13 protein-coding genes are annotated in these 19,848 nt (G+C 70.6%); 10 read left to right on the top strand and 3 right to left on the bottom strand.

Annotated elements, in window-relative coordinates:
- Positions 1–327 precede the first annotated feature (327 nt).
- The 3 genes from ACFVXC_RS36300 (at position 328) to ACFVXC_RS36310 (ending at position 3,384) form a co-directional block, all read left to right on the top strand.
- Positions 328–531, top strand: a complete 204-nt coding sequence (locus ACFVXC_RS36300; RefSeq protein WP_030362889.1) for a cold-shock protein — start codon at positions 328–330, stop codon at positions 529–531.
- A 94-nt stretch (positions 532–625) separates the two neighbouring features.
- Complete coding sequence (locus ACFVXC_RS36305; RefSeq protein ID WP_389914499.1) at positions 626–2,332, top strand: DEAD/DEAH box helicase; 1,707 nt, start codon at positions 626–628, stop codon at positions 2,330–2,332.
- Between the two features lie 134 nt (positions 2,333–2,466).
- On the top strand, positions 2,467–3,384 hold the full coding sequence (locus ACFVXC_RS36310) for a pentapeptide repeat-containing protein (protein WP_389914501.1): 918 nt from the start codon (positions 2,467–2,469) through the stop codon (positions 3,382–3,384).
- A 37-nt stretch (positions 3,385–3,421) separates the two neighbouring features.
- Here the strand turns inward: ACFVXC_RS36310 and ACFVXC_RS36315 are convergent, their stop codons facing one another.
- A complete protein-coding gene (locus ACFVXC_RS36315) occupies positions 3,422–4,315 on the bottom strand; it encodes a hypothetical protein (RefSeq protein WP_389914503.1) in 894 nt (297 codons plus the stop codon).
- A gap of 211 nt (positions 4,316–4,526) precedes the next feature.
- On the opposite strand from ACFVXC_RS36315, the gene ACFVXC_RS36320 reads away from it, so the two are divergent.
- Both ACFVXC_RS36320 and ACFVXC_RS36325 read left to right on the top strand, forming a co-directional pair.
- The gene (locus tag ACFVXC_RS36320) at positions 4,527–5,408 is read left to right on the top strand and encodes a S1 family peptidase (RefSeq protein WP_389914506.1); all 882 of its coding nucleotides are present in this window, start codon (positions 4,527–4,529) and stop codon (positions 5,406–5,408) included.
- 267 nt (positions 5,409–5,675) lie between these two features.
- Positions 5,676–8,789 (top strand): endo-alpha-N-acetylgalactosaminidase family protein, encoded by a 3,114-nt coding sequence (locus ACFVXC_RS36325; RefSeq protein ID WP_389914509.1) that lies wholly within the window; start codon positions 5,676–5,678, stop codon positions 8,787–8,789.
- Positions 8,790–8,847: 58 nt separating this feature from the next.
- On the opposite strand, the gene ACFVXC_RS36330 is transcribed toward ACFVXC_RS36325, so the two are convergent.
- Positions 8,848–10,683, bottom strand: a complete 1,836-nt coding sequence (locus tag ACFVXC_RS36330) for a beta-galactosidase family protein (RefSeq protein WP_389914512.1) — start codon at positions 10,681–10,683, stop codon at positions 8,848–8,850.
- A gap of 137 nt (positions 10,684–10,820) precedes the next feature.
- Here ACFVXC_RS36330 and ACFVXC_RS36335 point away from each other — a divergent pair, with 137 nt between their 5' ends.
- The 5 genes from ACFVXC_RS36335 (at position 10,821) to ACFVXC_RS36355 (ending at position 17,783) form a co-directional block, all read left to right on the top strand.
- Positions 10,821–11,729 (top strand): helix-turn-helix domain-containing protein, encoded by a 909-nt coding sequence (locus ACFVXC_RS36335; RefSeq protein WP_389914515.1) that lies wholly within the window; start codon positions 10,821–10,823, stop codon positions 11,727–11,729.
- Between the two features lie 11 nt (positions 11,730–11,740).
- Positions 11,741–12,076, top strand: a complete 336-nt coding sequence (locus ACFVXC_RS36340; RefSeq protein WP_389914517.1) for a chorismate mutase — start codon at positions 11,741–11,743, stop codon at positions 12,074–12,076.
- 103 nt (positions 12,077–12,179) lie between these two features.
- Positions 12,180–14,708 (top strand): aminopeptidase N, encoded by a 2,529-nt coding sequence (gene pepN, locus ACFVXC_RS36345; protein WP_389914519.1) that lies wholly within the window; start codon positions 12,180–12,182, stop codon positions 14,706–14,708.
- 244 nt (positions 14,709–14,952) lie between these two features.
- A complete protein-coding gene (locus ACFVXC_RS36350; protein ID WP_389914621.1) occupies positions 14,953–16,344 on the top strand; it encodes a pyridoxal phosphate-dependent decarboxylase family protein in 1,392 nt (463 codons plus the stop codon).
- Positions 16,341–17,783: a lysine N(6)-hydroxylase/L-ornithine N(5)-oxygenase family protein gene (locus ACFVXC_RS36355; protein WP_389914521.1), complete on the top strand. Its 1,443-nt coding sequence runs from the start codon at positions 16,341–16,343 to the stop codon at positions 17,781–17,783. The genes ACFVXC_RS36350 and ACFVXC_RS36355 overlap by 4 nt, the downstream gene beginning before the upstream one ends.
- A gap of 62 nt (positions 17,784–17,845) precedes the next feature.
- On the opposite strand, the gene ACFVXC_RS36360 is transcribed toward ACFVXC_RS36355, so the two are convergent.
- Complete coding sequence (locus tag ACFVXC_RS36360) at positions 17,846–19,651, bottom strand: bifunctional metallophosphatase/5'-nucleotidase (RefSeq protein ID WP_389914523.1); 1,806 nt, start codon at positions 19,649–19,651, stop codon at positions 17,846–17,848.
- Positions 19,652–19,848: the final 197 nt, after the last annotated feature.

The raw sequence follows: 19,848 nt of genomic DNA on the forward strand, positions 1-19,848 counted from the left end.
GTGTGTGCGGCAGGTATCTGGGCTCGGCGCCCCGGCGCCTCTGTGCCTCGGTGTCCCGGCGCCCCTGCCCGGCGGCGCGGCGAGTGGAGTAAGGGCGGCGGGCCCTGCCCCATGCGGTCAGCGGGGGCCCGAAACAAGGAGTCCCTCGTCCGTGTTAGGCTTATGCGTCGCAGTTTTGGTACCCATGAACTTTATGTGCGCCTGACGGGAATGCTCCGAAGGCGCATTATTGTTTTTTTCCGGTCTCTCCGGGATGGGGGTCATTGCAGCGCTTGGAATCCACAATTCCGTGGTTTTCCTTACTCTGCCCCTGTTGAGGAGATTGACATGGCAACCGGCACCGTTAAGTGGTTCAACTCGGAAAAGGGCTTCGGCTTCATCGAGCAGGACGGCGGCGGCCCCGACGTCTTCGCCCACTACTCGAACATCGCGTCCTCGGGCTTCCGTGAGCTCCTCGAAGGCCAGAAGGTTTCCTTCGAGGTCACGCAGGGCCAGAAGGGCCTGCAGGCGGAGAACATCGTTCCCGCCTGATCGTCGTAGCACGCGAACCTCATAGCCGGGGCCCGCACCGGACAGGTGCGGGCCCCGGCTTGTGCTGTCACCAGGTCCAGGAAGGCATTTCCGTATGAATCGCTCCGATCGCCCCGCACGTCCTGCCCGCGGGCGCTCCACGAACGCACGCGGAAAGGCCCCGGTGGTTGGCGGCGGCCAGGCGAGGGGCGCCGCGAAGAAGCCCGGCCGCGCCAAGGCGAGGCCGGTGGGGGGCGAGTTCGCGCTGCCCGAGAGCATCACGCCCGCGCTGCCCTCGGTCGAGGCGTTCGCCGACCTGGACATGCCAGAGGCTCTGCTGAAGACGCTGGCCGCACAGGGCGTGACCGAGCCCTTCCCGATCCAGGCGGCCACGCTCCCCAACTCCCTCGCGGGCCGCGACATCCTCGGCCGTGGCCGCACCGGCTCCGGCAAGACCCTCGCCTTCGGCCTCGCGCTCCTCGCCCGCACCGCGGGCCGCCGCGCCGAGCCGCGCTCCCCCCTCGCCCTGGTCCTGGTCCCCACGCGTGAGCTGGCACAGCAGGTGACGGACGCGCTGACGCCGTACGCCACCTCCGTGAACCTCCGCATGTCGACGGTCGTCGGCGGCCTCTCCATCGCCAAGCAGGCGGGCACGCTCCGCCGCGGCGCCGAGATCATGGTGGCGACCCCCGGGCGTCTGAAGGACCTCATCGAGCGCGGCGACGCCGATCTCTCGCAGGTGCGGACGACGGTCCTCGACGAGGCCGACCAGATGGCCGACATGGGCTTCATGCCGCAGGTCACCGCGCTCCTGAAGCAGGTCGAGCAGGATGGCCAGACCATGCTGTTCTCCGCCACGCTCGACAAGAACATCGACCGTCTGGTCCGGATGTTCCTGACGGACCCGGTCGTGCACTCGGTCGACCCGTCCGCGGGCGCCGTGACGACGATGGAGCACCACCTTCTGTACGTGGCGGACGAGACCGACAAGAAGGCCGTCGCCCTGCGTATCGCCGCCCGTGAGGGCCGGGTGATCATGTTCCTCGACACCAAGCGCGCGGTGGACCGTTTCACCAAGCGGCTCCTCGCCAACGGTGTACGGGCGTCCGGGCTGCACGGCGGCCGTTCGCAGCCGCAGCGCAACCGGACCCTGGACCAGTTCAAGACCGGGCAGGTCACCGCGCTCGTCGCCACCAATGTGGCGGCCCGCGGCATCCACGTCGACGACCTCGACCTGGTCGTGAACATCGACCCGCCCACCGATCACAAGGACTACCTCCACCGTGGCGGGCGTACCGCGCGGGCGGGGGAGTCGGGCAGTGTCGTCACGCTCGTCCTGCCGGACGAGAAGCGGGAGATGTCGCGTCTGATGTCCGACGCGGAGATCAGCCCGAAGACGGCGCGAGTGAAGTCCACCGACGAGGAGCTCGTCCGCATCACCGGTGCGCGTGAGCCCTCCGGGGTGCCGGTGGTCATCGAGGTCCCCCAGCAGCAGGCTTCGCCGCAGCGTGCCCGGCGGGGGCGCCCCGCCGGGCAGGGCGGGGGCGGCGGTGGCCAGGGTCAGCGCCGGGGTCGGCCCCAGGGGCAGTCGCAGGGTGGCCAGGGCGGTCAGGGTGGTCAGGGTGGTCAGGCGCAGTCCAGGTCCCAGTCGCAGGGTGGCGGTCGCTCTTCCGCCGGTGGCGGCACTGGTGGCGGTCGGTCTTCCGCGGGTGGCGGTGCCGGTGGCGGTCGGTCTTCCGCGGGTGGCGGTGCCGGTGGTGGCCGTGCGCGGCGTGGCGGTGGCGGCCGTCCCAGTGGGGGCGGGGCGCGCCGGGCGGCGTAATAGTAGGCCGGGTGGTAGTGGTGCGGGTGCCCGGCGGTGGGGTGTTGTTCCCTGCTGTCGGGAGGGGCGGGCGTCGTGTGCGTCTCGCCCGCCCGCCTGATTGCCACACCTGACAGAGTCCGAGGGAGGCCCCGATGCCCGAGAAGCAACCCCAGTCGCGTCAGCGTCAGTTGCTGCCCCTGGTCGGTGACGACGGCGATGGCGGCGACGGCGCTCGGCAGGATCTGCGGGCCGACTGCGGCAGCTGCTTCGGGCTCTGTTGCGTGGCCCTCACTCTCTCCAAGTCCTCGGACTTCCCCGTCGACAAGGCGGCAGGCACTCCCTGCGCGAACCTCAAGCAGGACTTCCGCTGCGGCATCCACCAGAACCTGCGCCAGAAGGGCTTCTCGGGCTGCACGGTCTATGACTGCTTCGGCGCCGGGCAGAAGGTCTCGCAGGTCACCTACGGTGGAACCGACTGGCGGCAGAACCCCGACGCCGCCCGCCAGATGTTCGACGTGTTCCCGGTGATGCGCCAACTCCACGAACTGCTCTGGTACTTGACCGAGGCGCTCGCCCTGCCGCAGGCCCGCCCGATCAGAGCCGAGCTCCAGCGCGCGCTGGACGCGACCGAGCAGCTCACCCAGGGCGCCCCCGCGGCCGTGGCCGGGACGGACGTGGCCGCACACCGTGCGGACGTCAACGTCCTCCTTCTGCGCACCAGCGAACTCGTACGCGCGGACGTCCATCAGAAGAACCAGAAGAACCAGAACCAGAAGAACCAGAAGAAGAAGGACCGCAGGGGAGCCGATCTGTTCGGCGCCCGCCTCAAGGGCGCCGACCTCCGAGGCGTCACCCTTCGCGGTGCCTGTCTCATCGCCGCGGATCTTCGTGGCGCCGACCTCCGTCAGGCCGACCTGATCGGCGCGGACTTCCGGGACACGGATCTGCGCGGCGCCGACCTCACCGGCGGCCTCTTCCTGACCCAGTCGCAGGTCAACGCGGCGAAGGGTGACGCGGAGACGAAACTTCCCCCGTCCTTGACGCGCCCCGCGCACTGGGGCCAGGGCTAGACAGGACGGGCCCGCACCCTTACGTGCCGCCGCACCCTTACGTGTCGCACTCCAGCACCGTCCGGCACAGCGTGCACCGCGCCCGCATCCGCCCCCGGGCAGGCAACCGGATCCGCTGCCGGCAGGTGGGGCAGGGGAACGAGACCCGCAGCGGCTCGGTCCCGCCTGACGTGCGGGAGAACGAGTACGCCCCCGCCCCGCCGGAGCCGTGCGTCAGCGCGTACCGCCGATCCTTCGCGTACCGCCGCCGCCCCGTCCACCCCGCGGCCGTCAGCGGTGGCTGCTGCTCGTCGATGCGGGCCTGCGCGAGTCCCTTCGTATAGGCGGTGTACGCCTGCGCGCTGGTGAACCACGTCTCCGGCGCCTCACCGAAGGCGATGGCCCGCTTGGCGAGTACGTACCCGAACTCCTCCGGCGTCAGGTACCCGAGCTTCTGCGACGAGGCGCCGTCCTCCCGATAGGCGTCCAGGAGGAGCCATCCCGCGCCCAGGTAGGTGGTGGCGGTGTCCGTGAGGATCTCGTTGTCGCGTGTGCCGGGGAACGCCAGATCGAGCCGGTGCAGATACACGTGCATGACCTCGTGGGCGAGGGCGGCGCCGATGTCCCTGCGGTGCGTACGGAACCGGTCGTTCAGTTCGATGAAGTACTCGGGCCCGGCGGCGAGTTCGACGTACGCCGCGTGTTCCATCTCGCGGAAGCTGACGATCATGCGGGCGTCCGGGAGGCGGAGGTGCCGCACCATCTCGCGGGCCACCCGCTGCACGCCCAGATGAAGATCCTCCTGGTCGGAGAAGGCGACGTCGGCGGGGGCGATGCTGGTGTCGAAGGTGTGGACGCCGTCGTACGAGAGGCGCTTGTAGAGCGCGGTGATCGCGGAGCGCACCGTCTCCAGGTGGGGGTAGCCGTGCACCACCGGGCCGCCGTCAGCCACGTCCGCACCCCCCAAGAATGAGACGGTTCGTGTCGCCTCAGCTTGTATCGAGTCGCCGCGATTCGCCTCAACTCGGTTCCACTGTACGGCGCATGCTAAGGCGCGCTCCCGTATTCGGAACCAGCCCGCGCGCGAGCCCGTGGCCGAAAACCGCCCCTTGCTCTATGCGGACACTGATCTCCATAATCCGCAACAACGCATTGGCGGGCTCATGCCATCCTCGTGCTTGCGCGGGGAGGGAGTGGGGCCGCGAACGCGTGCAACCCCCCACGAACCCCCCACGAAGGGAAGCCCGTTGAACACCAAGCTGCGTGGAGTCAAGAGAGCCGCCACCCTCGGTGCCATCGCCCTCGCCGCCGTCAGTCTCCAGCCCGTCGCCGCCTCCGCGGCCCCGCACCCCGGCCCCACTCCGGGTGAGCGCGTGGTCGGCGGTACCCCCGCCGAGCAGGGCGAATTCCCGTTCATGGTCCGTCTGTCGATGGGCTGTGGCGGCGCGCTGTACGCCAAGGACATCGTGCTGACCGCCGCCCACTGTGTGGATGGTTCGGGCGACAACACGAGCATTACCGCCACCGGTGGTGTCGTGGACCTGGAGAGCTCGGACGCGGTCAGCGTCAAGTCCACGAAGGTTCTGCAGGCGCCGGGTTACGACGGCAAGGGCAAGGACTGGGCGCTCATCAAGCTCGCCAAGCCGATCGACCAGCCCACGCTGAAGATCGCCAAGGACGACAAGCTCAACGAGGGCGACTTCACCATCGCCGGCTGGGGAGCCGACAAGGAGGGTGGCGACCAGCAGCGCTACCTGCTCAAGGCGACGGTTCCGTTCGTGAGCGACGCGGACTGCGAGGCCGCGTACGGCGGCGACCTCACCCCCGGTGAGGAGCTCTGCGCCGGCAAGCTGGCGGAGGGCGGCACGGACACCTGCCAGGGTGACTCCGGCGGCCCCATGTTCCGCAAGGACGAGGCCGGGGAGTACGTCCAGGTCGGCATCGTCAGCTGGGGCAACGGGTGCGCGCGCCCCAAGTTCCCCGGGGTCTACACCGAGGTGTCGACGTTCGCCAGTGACATAGAGAAGGCGGCGTCGTCCCTCTGACACGTCGCTGGGCGCGGCCTCGCTCCGGTTGTGGGGCGGGGCCGCGCCGGTATGTCCGCCCTCGCCGACGGCCGGAGGGCGGTGGGCGGAGGGCGGAGGGCGGCGGGCGGTAAAGGCTTGTTCGGCACCGGCAAGGGACCCTCACCGCTCAAGCCCCCGGCAGGGGAACCCCGTTAGTCCAAGACCTGCCTCCCCTTTGTCCATGGGCGTGCAAGACCCTCCCGGCGCAGGGTGACCGCACCGAGATCCGTTCCACGGAGGGGTGCCATGCAGCCGTCAGACACGTCAGGGCCGAGCCGCAGAGTCGTAGTCGCCACGGGCGCGCTGGCCGGCGTCGGAGCCGCCGTCGGCCTCGGCGGAGCCGCCTCCGCCGCGGCAAGGACAGCCGCGCCAGGTGAAGCCGTCCTCCGCTCCGCCGACCTCGACGTGCGTGTCGCCACCGACTTCCCCCGCGTCATCTCGTACACCGACCGCGCCAGCAAAGCGGTCCTGCACGCCCAGCCGGAGACCGTCAGCACGCTCCTGGTGGACGACAAGACGCACACCCCGAAGGTGACGGCGACCACCGGAGCCAACCGGGTCGAGTACGTCCTCACCCTCGGCGGCGGCACCACCGTCACCGTCGAGATCGCCCTCAAGGGGCGCCAGGTCCAGTGGCGCGTGACGGAGATCGACGACACCGACGCCCTGCGCGTCGGCACCCTCCGCATCCCGGGCCTCGCCCTGCTCTCCGTGCGCAGCGATCAGCCGGGCGCCGCTCTCCTCGCCGCCAAGGTCCAGCTCGACAAGGACAAGAGCGGGGACACCGAGGTCAAGCTGACCGCGGACACCGCCGCGGAGGCGCCCGCCGGGTGCGCCTACGCCGTCGTCGCGCACGACGCGCTGGGCGGCGCCATCGAGACCAACACCGTCTACGACAAGCCCACCTCCGAGGCCGGAACCACCTGGGACAACGGCCGGCTCCGGCGGGAGACCGTCAGGAAGAGCGGCTACGTGGAGGCCCGCCTGACCCCCGGCCAGTGGACGCACCGCGCGGCCACCGCCGCCGTCGGCGACACCGAGCCCCTTCCGTACGCCACCGTCGTCATCACCGGCGACCGCAACGGAGACGGCAAGGTCGACTGGCAGGACGCCGCCATCGCGTTCCGCGACATCATGGTGGAGCCGGTCGGCGCGGACGAGCAGCATCTGCGTGTCGTCCCGCACATCCCCTTCAACTTCGCCTCGCAGGCCACGAACCCGTTCCTCGCGACCCTCGACAACGTCAAGCGGATCCACCTGGCCACCGACGGCCTGCGGCAGTACACGCTGCTCAAGGGCTATCAGTCCGAGGGGCACGACTCCGCGCACCCCGACTACGCGGGCAACTACAACACGCGCGCGGGCGGCCTGGACGACCTGAACACTCTGGTCAGGGAGGGCAAGAAGTGGAACAGCGACTTCAGTGTGCATGTGAACGCCACGGAGTCCTATCCCGTCGCGAACGCCTTCTCCGAAAAGCTCGTCGACAAGGCCGATGAGCAGTGGGACTGGCTGGATCAGAGCTATCGCATCGATCAACGGCGAGATTTGGTGTCCGGTGACATCATCAAGCGGTTCGCCGACCTGCGGGACGAAGCCGATGGTGCGCTCAATGCCCTCTACATCGATGTGTTCCGCGAGTCGGGGTGGACGTCCGACAGGCTGCAGCGGGCCCTGCGCGAGCAGGGCTGGATCGTCACCAGCGAGTGGGGACACGGCTTCGAGCGCTCGTCCGTCTGGTCGCACTGGGCGACGGAGACGGATTACGGTCCTGATACCTCGCGGGGCATCAACTCCAGGCTGATCCGCTTCATCCGGAACCATCAGAAGGATGTCTTCGCCGATAAGTGGCCGACGCTTCTGGGTATTGCCCGCATGGGTAATTTCGAGGGGTGGGTCGGAAAGACCGACTGGTCCTATTTCTATGACCTGATCTGGACCGATTCACTGCCCGCCAAATATCTCCAGGCCTATCCCATCAAGTCCTGGGGCGAGCACGAGATCAGTTTCTTCGGAGCGGGCGGAGAGGGCGGAGAGGCTGGGGAGAGCGGGACTGCGGTCTCCGACACGGGAGGCGTCCGTCGGATCGTGACGGACGGCCGTGTCGTCTACGACGGGGGGAGTTATCTGCTTCCCTGGGAGCCTCGCAAGGCCTCCGATCCCGGCAAGCTCTATCACTACAACCCCAAGGGCGGAAAGGGGAGTTGGCAGCTGCCGCGCGGGTGGTCCCGGCTCGGCGAGGTCGCGCTGTACCGGCTCACCGACCAAGGGCGCGTCTTCGTCGCCGATGTTCCGGTGCGGGGCGGCAAGGTGACCCTCGACGCCAAGGCCAAACAGCCCTACGTCCTCTACCGCAGGCGCGCCGCCGCAGTGCCCGACCCCGCCTGGGGGCAGGCGACCCCGCTGCGCGACCCGGGCTTCAACTCCGGCTCCCTGGAGGGATGGAAGGTCTCAGGACCGGCTTCTGTCGCGCTCAGCAAGCTCGGCGACCACGAACTCGTCATCGGCTCGGGCGGCAAGGCCGCCGTCGGTCAACGGCTGCGCCGCCTGAAGGCAGGAACGTACGTCGCCTCCGTGCAGGTCGAGGTCGGTGAGAAGAGCGGCGACGAGCGGAAGGCCACCCTGGAGGTGCGCACCGCCGACGGTGTCACCGCCGCCAACTGGACGCGCACTTCCACGGCGGGCAACTACGTGGCGGCCGACCGCAAGCACGGCACCCGCTTCCAGCGGATGTCCGTGCCCTTCACCGTCCCCGAGGGCGGTGGCCCGGCCGAGCTGACGCTCCGGGCCGACGCGGGCCACGCGCGCGTGCGCTTCGACAACGTACGCGTCGTCTCCACGCGTGGCAGCGCACCCGGAGGAGGGCGGCTCGTCGCCGAGGACTTCGAGCAGGTGCCGCAGGGCTGGGGGCCGTTCATGAAGGGCGACGCGGGCGACGTCACCGACCCGCGCACGCACATCGCGCAGCGGCACGCGCCGTTCACACAGCGCGGCTGGAACGGCAAGGCGATCGACGACGTCATCGACGGCGCCCAGTCCCTCAAGTCCCGTGGCGAGAACACCGGGCTCGTCTACCGCACCGTCCCGCACACCGCCCGCTTCGAGCCGGGCAAGCGCTACCGCGTCACCTTCCGGTACGAGAACGAGAAGGCGGGCCAGTACGCGTGGATCACCGCCGTCGACGAGCCCGCGGCCCGTGAGATCGATCGCAAGGAGCTGCCCGTCGCGACCGAACCCACGGTCCTGGCCTATGAGTTCACCGCACCCGCCAAGGGCGAGGCGTGGGTCGGGCTGCGCAAGAGCGGGGACGACGGCACCGCGGAGTTCGTCCTTGACGCCTTCGAGGTGCGCGAGATCTGAGGAAGCCTGGGGGGGGCTGTGGCTGTTCACAGCCACAGCCCCCAGGCGGGACTGCCGCCTACAGGCTCGTCGGCGGCACTGGCGGCACTGGCGGCACTGGCGGCACTGGCGGGACCGGCGGCACTGGTGAGAGCGCGATCGTTCCCGCGCCCGTACCCTCCAGCCCCTCCAGCCCTTCAAGCTCCAGCACCCACACCTCGTTCGTCCCCTCCCGCAGCACAGGACCGGGGACGAACAGCGAGGTCTGTGGGCCCGCCGACCAGTAGCGGCCCACATTGAAGCCGTTCACCCACACGAACCCCCTTGTCCAGGAGGGGAGTTCGAGAGTGGCGTCACCGGGCACGCCGACCTCCACCGTGCCCCGGTACAGACCCGGGCGGCCCGACGCCCCTTCCTCGGACGCCGGCACCCCCCGTACGGCCTCCGGCGAGGAGAACGCGTCGAGCCGCAGCCCTCTGGCCTCCACCCCGTGCAGGTACTGCCGCTCATGCAGGACCCCACCGGTGACGCCCTTCGCCTCGCCGGTCCGCGGCCCGTAGTTGACCCTCCCCAGGGACTCCACCCACAGCTCCACGCGCGCGTGCCCCGCGACAGGCTCTGCGAGGGCAGGCTCCTCCTCGGTGAGGACGCCCGCCCGCACCCCGTCCACGTACACCACGGCCCGGTCCCGCAGCCCCCGCACACGCAGCGGATACGGCCGGCGCGGACCCGGCACGGTCAGTGCGTAGTGGACCAGGCCGCGATCCACATCGAGCTCTTCGAAGGTGGGCGGTACGGCGTATTCCGCCAGGGGGCCGCCGAGCGACTCCATGACGGTGGACAGCGGCGCCCACTCGGTGAGGCCGACCGGAGCGTGTTCTCCGAGCGAGGGCGGCGGTGCGGGCGGCTCGGGCAGCGGGCCCTGTGCGTACGCGGCGAGCACCTCGCGAAAGCGCCGGAACTTCTCCGTGGGGCGGCCGAACTCGTCGATGGGCGCGTCGTAGTCGTACGAGGTGACGTCCGGCTCGAGGACGCCGTCGTGCAACGCGCCGCCGCCCCGGTTCGCCCCCGCCCACCCGGCGAAGTTCGTGCCGCCGTGCGCCATGTAGAGGTTGACCGAGGCCCCGCACTCCAGGATCTCGCGCAACGCGTCCGCGGCGTCCGCCGCGTCCCGCACGACATGCTCGGCGCCCCAGTGGTCGAACCAGCCGCACCAGAACTCCATGCACATCAGCGGCCCCTGGGGGCGGTGTCCGCGCAGCGTCCCGAAGGCCGCCTCGGCCTGCGAGCCGAAGTTGACCGTGGCCAGGACGCCGGGGACGGACCCGCCGGTGAGCATGTGGTCCTCGGGGCCGTCGGACGTGAAGAGCGGGACGCCCACGCCCTCGGCGCGCAGCAGCTCCGCGAGGTGACGGAGGTAGACCTGGTCCGAGCCGTAGCTGCCGTACTCGTTCTCCACCTGCACCATGATCACGGGGCCGCCCCGGTCGTGCTGGCGCGGGACGACCTCCTTCAGGAGGCGGCCGAACCAGCGGTCCACGTGCCCCAGGTACTCCGCGTCACGGGTACGCGCGCGTGCCCCCACGGCGCCCGTCAGCCAGTGCGGAAGGCCGCCGTTCTCCCACTCGGCGCAGATGTAGGGCCCCGGGCGGACGATCGCCCACAGGCCCGCGTCCCGGGCGGCGTCCAGGAAGCGGCCGAGCGCCTCGACGTCGCTGTACTCCCCGGGGTGCGGCTCGTGCAGATTCCACGGGACGTACGTCTCCACGCAGTTGAGCCCCATCGCGCGCAGCATCGCGAGGCGGTGGCCCCACTGTTCCTCGTGCACCCGGAAGTAGTGCAGCGCGCCGGAGAGCAGCCGCACGGGCCGCCCGTCCAGTTCGAAATCGTCCTCGCCCACCCTGAAGCCGTTCATCGTGTCCCTGTGTCCCTCTCGCTCACGGACTGCTCCGCCACGATCACCCCTGGCGGGAGGCGGGGTCCATGGACAAAGATCGAGGTGGGTTGGACGCAGCGAGCGGGCCGCGGCCCGGACGGAAGGGGCACAAGCGGATGTACCACACCTGGATGCGGTATTTCACGCCGAGCCCGGCCCACCACCGCCTCGGCCTCGCCTGCCTCGGGGTCGGCCTGCAGCACGGCCTCCTGCCGACCGTGGGACCGCGCACACTCGACCACCACGTGGCCGTCGTCGTGAGCGCGGGCGGCGGCTGGTTCCAGGGGCCCGACGGCAGACGTACGACGGTGACGGCGCCCGCGCTGATCTGGCTCACCCCCGGAGTGCGCCACCACTACGGGCCCGACGCGGAGAGCGGCTGGGACGAGTGCTTCGTCGACTTCACGGGGCCCGCCACGACGACGTACACCGAACTCGGCTTCATCGAACCCGACCGGCCCGTGGTGCCGCTCTCCGACGCGACAGGGGCGCGGGCCGCCGTCGGGCGCATCGCGCGGGCGGCGCGGCGCGGCAACCCGCTCCTGGAGGTCGAGACGGGCGCCGCCGTCCACGAACTGCTCGTCGCGCTGCGCCGGGCCCGCGCCGACATCGCCCCCGACGGCGACCCGGTGCTTCAGGCCCTCGCCCGCGACGCCTTCCAGCCACTTTCCGTCGCCGAGCACGCGTCGCGGCACGGCATGACTCCCGCGGAACTGCGTACGGCGGTGCGCAGGGGCGCCGGCTGCAGCCCCAAGGACTACCTCCTCGGCATCCGTCTCGGACGCGCGAAGGAACTGCTCGCCGCCACGGAGCTGCCGGTCGCGGCCGTCGCGCGCCGCGTCGGGTACGACGATCCCGCGTACTTCTCGCGGCTGTTCACACGCCGCGTGGGGATGGCGCCCGTCCGCTTCCGTGAGCAGCAGGGACGCGCGGTCCCTGGCGGCTGGTCGCAGCAGATTCCCGACCCCGACCACCCGCCGATTTTGCGCTCTTCCGCCGTCGGGGGCGAAGGACCCACCACGTAGGCTCGTGCACCATGACCACCAGCCACACAAGTGACGCGAACGGCGCCGGCACCACGGACGAGGCCGTGCGCGCCGAGCTGTCCCGCCTGCGCGACAGCATCGACAACATCGACGCGGCCGTCGTCCACATGCTCGCCGAGCGCTTCAAGTGCACCCAGCAGGTCGGCTACCTCAAGGCCAACCACCAGCTCCCGCCCGCCGACCCGGCCCGCGAGGCCCGCCAGATCGCCCGCCTGCGCGAACTCGCGGAGAGCGCGAAGCTGGATCCGGCGTTCGCCGAGAAGCTGCTCAACTTCATCATCGCGGAGGTCATCCGCCACCACGAGACGATCGCCAAGTCGTCCTGACACGGTCCCGCGGCAGCCGCGTGGGCGGCGGCGTCGCTCAGGGCCGGGCCCCGATGTCCGGGCACCCGGCGCCGTTGTCAGTGGCATCGGGCAGCATGGACCCATGCCCGTACTGACGCGCGACGAAGCGCAGACCCGAGCCCGCCTCATCGACGTCCACCGGTACACGGTGGAGCTGGACCTGACCCAGGGAGCCGAGACCTTCGACTCCCGTACCGTCATCCGGTTCTCGGCGCTCGGCGAGCCCACGGCCACGGCCACGGCCACGGTGGACACCTTCGTCGAGCTCAAGCCCGTCGAGCTGCGCTCCGTCACCCTCGACGGCCGGCCGCTCGACCCGAAGGACCTCGTCGAGAACCGGCTCCCGCTCACCGGACTCACCGCGGGCGAGCACGAACTGCGCGTCGACGCGTCCATGCGGTACTCGCACACCGGCGAGGGCATGCACCGCTTCACCGACCCCACGGACGGCGAGGTGTACACGTACACCCAGCTGTTCATGGAGGACGTGCAGCGCGTCTTCGCCGCCTTCGACCAGCCCGACCTGAAGTCCGTCTTCGAGCTGACCGTCACCGCCCCAGAGGGCTGGACCGTCCTCGCGAACGGCGTGAGCGAGCACATGGGCGAGGGAAGGTGGCGGGCCGCGGCGACGCCGCTGATCTCGACCTACCTCGTCGCCGTCGCCGCGGGCCCCTGGCACTCGGTCCGCACCGAACACCGCGGGCTGCCCTTCGGCATCCACTGCCGCCGCTCCCTCGCGCCCTTCCTGGACGCCGACGCCGACGAGATCCTCGACGTCACACGCGCTTGCTACGACCGGTATCACGAGAAGTTCGACGAGCCCTACCCCTTCGACTCGTACGACCAGGCGTTCGTCCCGGAGTTCAACGCCGGAGCGATGGAGAACCCCGGACTCGTCACCTTCCGCGACGAGTTCATCTACCGCTCCGCCGTCACCGAGACCGAGCGGCAGACCCGCGCCATGGTCATCGCCCACGAGATGGCCCACATGTGGTTCGGCGACCTCGTCACCCTCAGGTGGTGGGACGACATCTGGCTGAACGAATCCTTCGCCGAGTACATGGGCTTCCAGACCACCGCCGAAGCCACCCGCTTCAGGGACACCTGGACGGACTTCGGCGTCGCCCGCAAGGCCTGGGGGTACGACGCCGATCAGCGCCCCTCCACCCACCCCGTCGCGCCCGACCCAAACGCCGTGCCCGACACCGCGTCCGCGATGCTCAACTTCGACGGCATCTCGTACGCCAAGGGCGCCTCCGCCCTGCGCCAACTCGTCGCCTGGCTCGGCGAGAAGGACTTCCTCGCCGGTATCAACACCCACATCGCCCGGCACAAGTTCTCGAACGCGACCCTCGCCGACTTCATCGAATCCCTCGCCCACAACACCGACCGCGACGTGCACGGATGGGCCGAGGCCTGGCTGCGCACCACCGGCGTCGACACGCTCACCTCGACGGTCACGCACGACGCCCGGGAGTGGACCCTGGCCGTCGGCCGCGACGGCAGCCGCCCCCACCGCATCGCCGTCGGGGTGTACGACCGCGACCTCACCGACACCCGGGGCCTCGTCCTGCGCGAGCGGTACGAGACGGACGTCCCCCACTCCGGGCCCTCCGCCCCCGCGCGCGACGGCGGACGCCCCGCCCTGATCGTGCCGAACGACCACGACCTCACATACGCCAAGATCCGCCTCGACGAGGTCTCCATGGAGACGGCCCTGCGCAGCCTCTCCCGGGTCCCCGACGCACTCACCCGCGCCGTCCTGTGGAACAGCCTGCGCGACATGGTCCGCGACGGTGAACTCGAAGGCACCGCCTATCTGGAGACGGCCCGCGCCCACCTCCCCGACGAGACCGACCTCGCCCTCGTCCAGGGCGTCCTCGCCTTCGCCACCACCCACGTCGCGGGCCGCTTCGTGCCCCCCGCCCAGCGGCCCATCGCCCTCACCACGCTCACCGAGCTGTGCCGCGACCTGATCCGGCGCACGGAGGACGGCTCCCACCCGGGGCTCCGGCTCACCGCCGTGCGCGGCTTCATCGACGTGGCGACGCGCCCCGACCCCCTCCAGGAGTGGCTCACCGAGGGCACCGTCCCCGGCGGACCCGAGCTCGACCCCGAGCTGCGCTGGCGCGTCCTGACCCGCCTCGCCGTCCTCGGCGGCGCCGACGAGACCACGATCGCCGCCGAACTGGAGCGCGACCCCAGCGCCACCGGCGCGGAGGGCGCGGCCCGCTGCCGGGCCGCACTGCCCGACCCGGAGGCCAAGCGCCGCGCGTGGGAGGCGATGTTCACCTCCGACGACCTCTCGAACTACCTCCTCACCGCCACGGCCCAGGGCTTCTGGCAGCCCGAACAGGCCGATCTCGTACGGGAGTACATCCCCCGCTACTACGAGGACGCGGTCGCCCTCGCGGCCCGCCGCGGCCCCGCCATCGCCGACGTGGCGGGACGGTGGGCCTTCCCCGTCACCTCGGTGGACGCCGAAACACTCCGCCTGGGCGAACAGTGCCTGCGCGACGCGGACCCGATCCCGGCCCTGCGCCGAAAGCTGGCAGACCAACTGGACGACTTGGCAAGGGCACTGCGAGTACAGGAGGCGACAGGTTCCTGAGCCCCCACGGCCCCCGTGAGGGGCGCGAGGAACCACGCGACAAGCCCCCACCGGCCCGCAGGTCCCTCGCCGCCCCTCCACGCGCGGGAGCGCCTAGCACTACCGCCTACGCCAACACCCTCTCTCCGCACGGCAATACCACTTTCGGGTTCGGATCGTCGAGGTCCCCGGGCGCGCCGTCTGCTCGGCAGACAGGCTGGAGTCCCAGTCCGCGCGCACCCGAAGGACGCCGCCCATGTCTGCCATGAGCACCCCGCCGCCCCTCGCCGGAGGCGCCCACGGACCCGACGCGCTGCGGCCGTTGCTCACCGCCACCCTGGAGGCCCTGCGCACCGGGGCGACCGCGCGCGGCGGACCGCTCCCGGCGGGCGGCCCCGCCGCCGTCGCCGCCCGGGTGCGAGAAGCCGCGGGGGAGGTCCTGCCCGCCCGGGGCGAAGGCGCCGAAGCGGCCCTGCGCACGCTGGTCCACGCACTCGCCGAGGGCGCGGCCGACCCCGCGGACGCGCTGTGCGCCGCCCACCTCCACTGCCCGCCGCTCGCACTCGCCGTCGCCGCCGACCTGGCCGCGTCCGCGCTCAACCCCTCCATGGACTCCTGGGACCAGGCCCCCGCCGCCTCGGAGATCGAGACCCTGGTCACGCGCGCCCTCGCCGCGGAGGCCTACGGAACCGGCACGGGAGACGCCCTCGTCACCACCGGCGGCACGGAGTCCAACCAGCTCGCCCTGCTCCTGGCCCGCGAGCGCACCGCCGCCCACGGCCCCGTCCAGCTCATCGTCGGCGAGAACGCCCACCACTCCCTCGGCCGCGCCGCCTGGCTCCTGGGCATGCCGGAACCGGTCGTCGTACCCGCGCCCGCCGGTGTCCTGGACCCCGCCGCGCTCGACGAGGCGCTCTGCGAACTCACCGGACCGCCCGGATCGTTCCTCGTCACCGCCACCGCGGGCACCACCGACGCCGGACTCATCGACCCCCTCGACCAGATCGCCGACCTCTGCGCACGCCACGGCGCCCGCCTGCACGTCGACGCCGCGTACGGCGGCCCGCTCCTCTTCAGCGACGTACGCAGAGTGCGCCTGCACGGCATGGAGCGCGCCGACAGCGTCACGTTCGACCTGCACAAGCTCGGCTGGCAGCCCGTCGCCGCCGGACTTCTCCTGGTCCGCGACCCGCACGACATCGCGGCCCTCGGCCACCACGCCGACTACCTCAACGCGGGCGACGACACCGAAGCGGGCCTCCCCGACCTCCTGGGCCGCTCCCTGCGCACCACGCGCCGGCCCGACGCAGTCAAGATCGCCGTCACCCTCAAGGCACTCGGGCGTGCGGGGATCGGCGCGCTCGTCGACCAGGTCTGCGCGCAGGCGGAGGAGTTCGCCGGGCTCATCACCGCGCACCCCGGCTTCGAGCTCCACGACCTGCCCGTCATCAGCACGGTCCTGTTCCGGCCCGTCGGCGCCGACGACGACCACATCGCGTACGTCCGGCGGGAACTGCTCGGCCAGGGCCGTGCCGTGCTCGGGCGCGCCAGGATCGACGGACGCCGCTGGCTCAAGGCCACCCTGCTCAACCCGCACACCCGGCCCGGCGACCTCGCCGAACTCCTGAAGCTCGTGGAAGGAACCACCCCCCGATGACCGGCCAGAACGACAAGCCCGCCCCACCGCTCACCACCCCCGAGGACCCCAGGGACCTGGTCGGCATCGGCATCGGCCCCTTCAATCTCTCCCTCGCCGCCCTCGCCCAGCCCCTGGCCGGTCTCGACACCGCCTTCTACGAACAGCGGCCCGGCTTCCACTGGCACCCCGGCCTCCTCATCGACGGCGCGAGCCTCCAAGTGCCCTTCCTGGCCGACCTGGTGACCCTCGCCGACCCGGCGAGCCCCTGGTCCTTCCTCAGCTACCTCAAGTCCCGCGAGCGGCTCTTCCCCTTCTACTTCGCCGAGCGGTTCCACATCCAGCGCGCCGAGTACGACGCGTACTGCCGCTGGGTCAGCGAGAACCTGCCCGCGCTGCACTTCGGACACCAGGTCGACGCGGTGCGCTGGAACCCCGAACGGGATCTATTCGAAGTCGACTTCACACAGCTCGACGCCGAGGGGGAGGCCGAGGCGCTCGGCCGGACGTACACGAAGAACATCGTCGTCGGCGTCGGCACCGCGCCCTACATCCCCGAGCCCCTCAAGCCCCTCGCGGACGCCCCGGCCGTCCCCGTGATCCACTCCGCGGACTACCTCCTGCACCGCGACCGGCTGCTCTCCGCCGACCACATCACCGTCATCGGCTCGGGCCAGTCCGGCGCCGAGGTCTTCCTCGACCTGCTCAAACACCGGCCTGCGGGCGCCGAGAAGATCCACTGGCTCGCCCGCACCGAGGCCTTCGCGCCCATGGAGTACTCCAAGCTCGGCCTGGAACACTTCACCCCGGACTACACCCGCTACTTCCACTCCCTGCCCGAGAACGTGCGCGACGGGCTCGTCCCCGACCAGTGGCAGCTCCACAAGGGCATCGACGCCGACACCATCGCCGCCATCCACGACGAGCTCTACCAACGCACCCTGCACGGCGGCTGGCCCGACGCCGTCCTCACCCCGGGCGTCTCCGTGCGCACCGCGGGCCGCGTCGCCAACACCCGCGTGGAACTCCACCTGGAACACCTCCAGCAGGGCACCCGCTCCCGCCTCACCACGGACGCGGTCGTCCTCGCCACCGGCTACCGCGAGCGCCCCCTCGACCAGCTCCTCGCGGGCCTCGACCCCTACATGCGCAGGGACTCCTCGGAGCGCCCCCGCATCGACGAGCAGTACCGCCTCGTCCTGGACCCCTCCATCACCGGCGGCGGCGGGAACGTCTACGTCCAGAACGCCGAGCGCCACACCCACGGCGTCGGCGCCCCCGACCTCGGCCTCGCCGCCTGGCGCAGCGCCACCATCCTCAACAGCCTGACGGGGACGTCCCCCTACCCCCTCCCGGAGCGCACCGCGTTCACCAGCTTCGGCCTCCAGGAACCGCAGGCCCGCGCTGCCACCGGCCTCATCGGCGAGCAGCGCGGCAACCTCGTACGGCTCAAGAACTGACACGCTGAAGAGCTGACGCGCTGAAGAGCTGACGCGCTGAAGAGCTGACGCGCTGACGGGCGTCAGAACACCGGAGTGCCGTCCCGGGTCAGCTTCCAGTCCACCGACGCGAACGTCGCCGGGTCGATCGTTCCCTTCGCCTGGACCCACTGGATGATCGTGTTGCGGATCTCGTCCGAGTCCGCCCACAGCTGCTTGGCGGCGGCCACATGCGGGAAGTTCCCGCCGCCGCTCGCCCGGTAGTTGTTGACGGCGAGCACGAACTCCGCCTTCGGATCGATGTCCTTGCCGTCGAAGCTCAGCTTCACGATCCGCGAACCCACGGGCTTGGCGATGTCGATCTCGTACGTCACGCCGTACAGCGCGTCGTAGTTGTAGTCCGGAATGTTGTCCGCGTTCGTCAGCTTCTCCGGGTCCACCGGGCCGCCGGCCGCCGTCCGTACGTAGTAGCGCGCCGAGTACTCCAGGTACTCCTTGAGCTGCGCACCCGTGACGAGCCGCGCCTCAAGCGTGTTCTCGAACGGGTAGAGACCCGCCGCGTCCTTGATCGTCACCTCGCCCGCCGGGATGCCCGCCGTACGCGAGAAGCACGAGGCCTGCGAGAGCACGGGCAGCGCCGCGTACTGGCCGCCCGCCAGCGCCCCCTTGACCGTCTCCGCCTGGACGTGGCTGATCAGATCGATGATCGCGACATCCTTGTACGGGCCTTCGGCCGTGCTCATCGCCTGTGTCGACGTGCCGATGACCTGGTTGACGTACGCGACGACCTTCTTGTGCTCGTCGGCCAGGAGCCCGGTGATCTCGCGGTCCTCCGCCGCCGTGTTGGAGTTGAGGACCTTCGCGCCGACCTTCTCCACCGTCCAGCGGCCCTTCTCCCACACCAGGTCGAAGTCGAAGAGCGTCAGGCGCTGACCCCACTTCAGCGGCTCCGAGAGGACGACCTTCTTGCCGGTCTTCTTGTTCTCCACGAAGTACTCGGGGATCTCCGTGTGCGCGTGCCCGACCAGGATCGCGTCGATGCCGGGCACCTGCTCGGCCACCAGACCGGCCGCGTTCTCGATGTACGGGAGCTGGTCACCGTACGAAGAGGTGCCGCTCGAGCCGGAGTGCGCCGAGACGATCACGACGTCCGCGCCCATGGACCGCAGCCTGGGCACCCACTTCGCCGCCTGCTCCTCAAGACCCGGGAACGTCATCTTGCCCTGGACGTTCACCTTGTCCCAGATCGCGATGCCGGGATTGGTCAGGCCGAGCACGGCCACCTTCACGTCGCGGCCGTGCGGGGTGCGCACGCGCTTCATGAAGTACGGCGGGAAAGCGGGCCGCTGCGTCTTCGCGTCGAGCGCGTTGGCGCCGAGCAGCGGGAATTCGCACTGCTCCTCGAATTTCCGCAGAACCGGAATGCCGTAGTTGAATTCGTGGTTGCCGAGCGCCGCCGCGTCATACCCGATGCGGTTCATCGCCTGCGCCATCGGGTGGACCGGGCCGCGCTTCGCGGTGATCGGGTCGATCTTCGCGTAGTAGTACGAGAGCTGGGTGCCCTGAATGGTGTCGCCCGCGTCGATGAGAAGCGTGTTGCGGCGGCCTCTCTCCTCGCGGATCTCGTTCACGAGGGTGGAGATCTTCGCCAGGCCCACGTCGTTGTGGTCCTTGTCGTCGAACTCCTTGTCCGTGAAGTAGTCCCAGTTGAAGACATTGCCGTGCAGGTCCGTCGTGCCCATGACGGTGAACGAGTACCGCTTCTTCCGCTTGGCGGGCTTCTGGGGCGCGTGCGCCGACGCGGAGGGCGCGGCAGCCGCGCCGCCCGCGAGTGCCACACCCGTGGCGGCGGCGGACTTGCCCAGGAACTTCCGGCGGTTCAGCGGCATTTCGTACTCCCCTTGGACCCTTGGTCGATCAATGTAACGCGCGTAGATTCTGACCCCGGCGGACCCACCGGCAACAGACCTCGCAGGTTTCGATCCGATGACTGTCCGGTGCCGCGCCCAGATGACCGTGCGGTGCCGCGTCCAGATGACCGTGCGGTGCCGCGCCCGATGACTGTGCGATGCCGCGCCCCAGTGCG

This window comes from Streptomyces sp. NPDC058257 (assembly GCF_042881845.1).
Classification (GTDB): domain Bacteria; phylum Actinomycetota; class Actinomycetes; order Streptomycetales; family Streptomycetaceae; genus Streptomyces.

Excerpts from the sequence above, each read along its gene's own strand:
- pepN (WP_389914519.1), top strand. The coding sequence starts at position 12,180 with ATGCCCGTACTGACGCGCGACGAAGCGCAGACCCGAGCCCGCCTCATC.
- ACFVXC_RS36300 (WP_030362889.1), top strand. The coding sequence starts at position 328 with ATGGCAACCGGCACCGTTAAGTGGTTCAACTCGGAAAAGGGCTTCGGC.
- ACFVXC_RS36340 (WP_389914517.1), top strand. The coding sequence starts at position 11,741 with ATGACCACCAGCCACACAAGTGACGCGAACGGCGCCGGCACCACGGAC.
- ACFVXC_RS36350 (WP_389914621.1), top strand. The coding sequence starts at position 14,953 with ATGAGCACCCCGCCGCCCCTCGCCGGAGGCGCCCACGGACCCGACGCG.
- ACFVXC_RS36335 (WP_389914515.1), top strand. The coding sequence starts at position 10,821 with ATGTACCACACCTGGATGCGGTATTTCACGCCGAGCCCGGCCCACCAC.
- ACFVXC_RS36310 (WP_389914501.1), top strand. The coding sequence starts at position 2,467 with ATGCCCGAGAAGCAACCCCAGTCGCGTCAGCGTCAGTTGCTGCCCCTG.
- ACFVXC_RS36305 (WP_389914499.1), top strand. The coding sequence starts at position 626 with ATGAATCGCTCCGATCGCCCCGCACGTCCTGCCCGCGGGCGCTCCACG.
- ACFVXC_RS36325 (WP_389914509.1), top strand. The coding sequence starts at position 5,676 with ATGCAGCCGTCAGACACGTCAGGGCCGAGCCGCAGAGTCGTAGTCGCC.
- ACFVXC_RS36355 (WP_389914521.1), top strand. The coding sequence starts at position 16,341 with ATGACCGGCCAGAACGACAAGCCCGCCCCACCGCTCACCACCCCCGAG.
- ACFVXC_RS36360 (WP_389914523.1), bottom strand. The coding sequence starts at position 19,651 with ATGCCGCTGAACCGCCGGAAGTTCCTGGGCAAGTCCGCCGCCGCCACG.
- ACFVXC_RS36330 (WP_389914512.1), bottom strand. The coding sequence starts at position 10,683 with ATGAACGGCTTCAGGGTGGGCGAGGACGATTTCGAACTGGACGGGCGG.
- ACFVXC_RS36320 (WP_389914506.1), top strand. The coding sequence starts at position 4,527 with ATGCCATCCTCGTGCTTGCGCGGGGAGGGAGTGGGGCCGCGAACGCGT.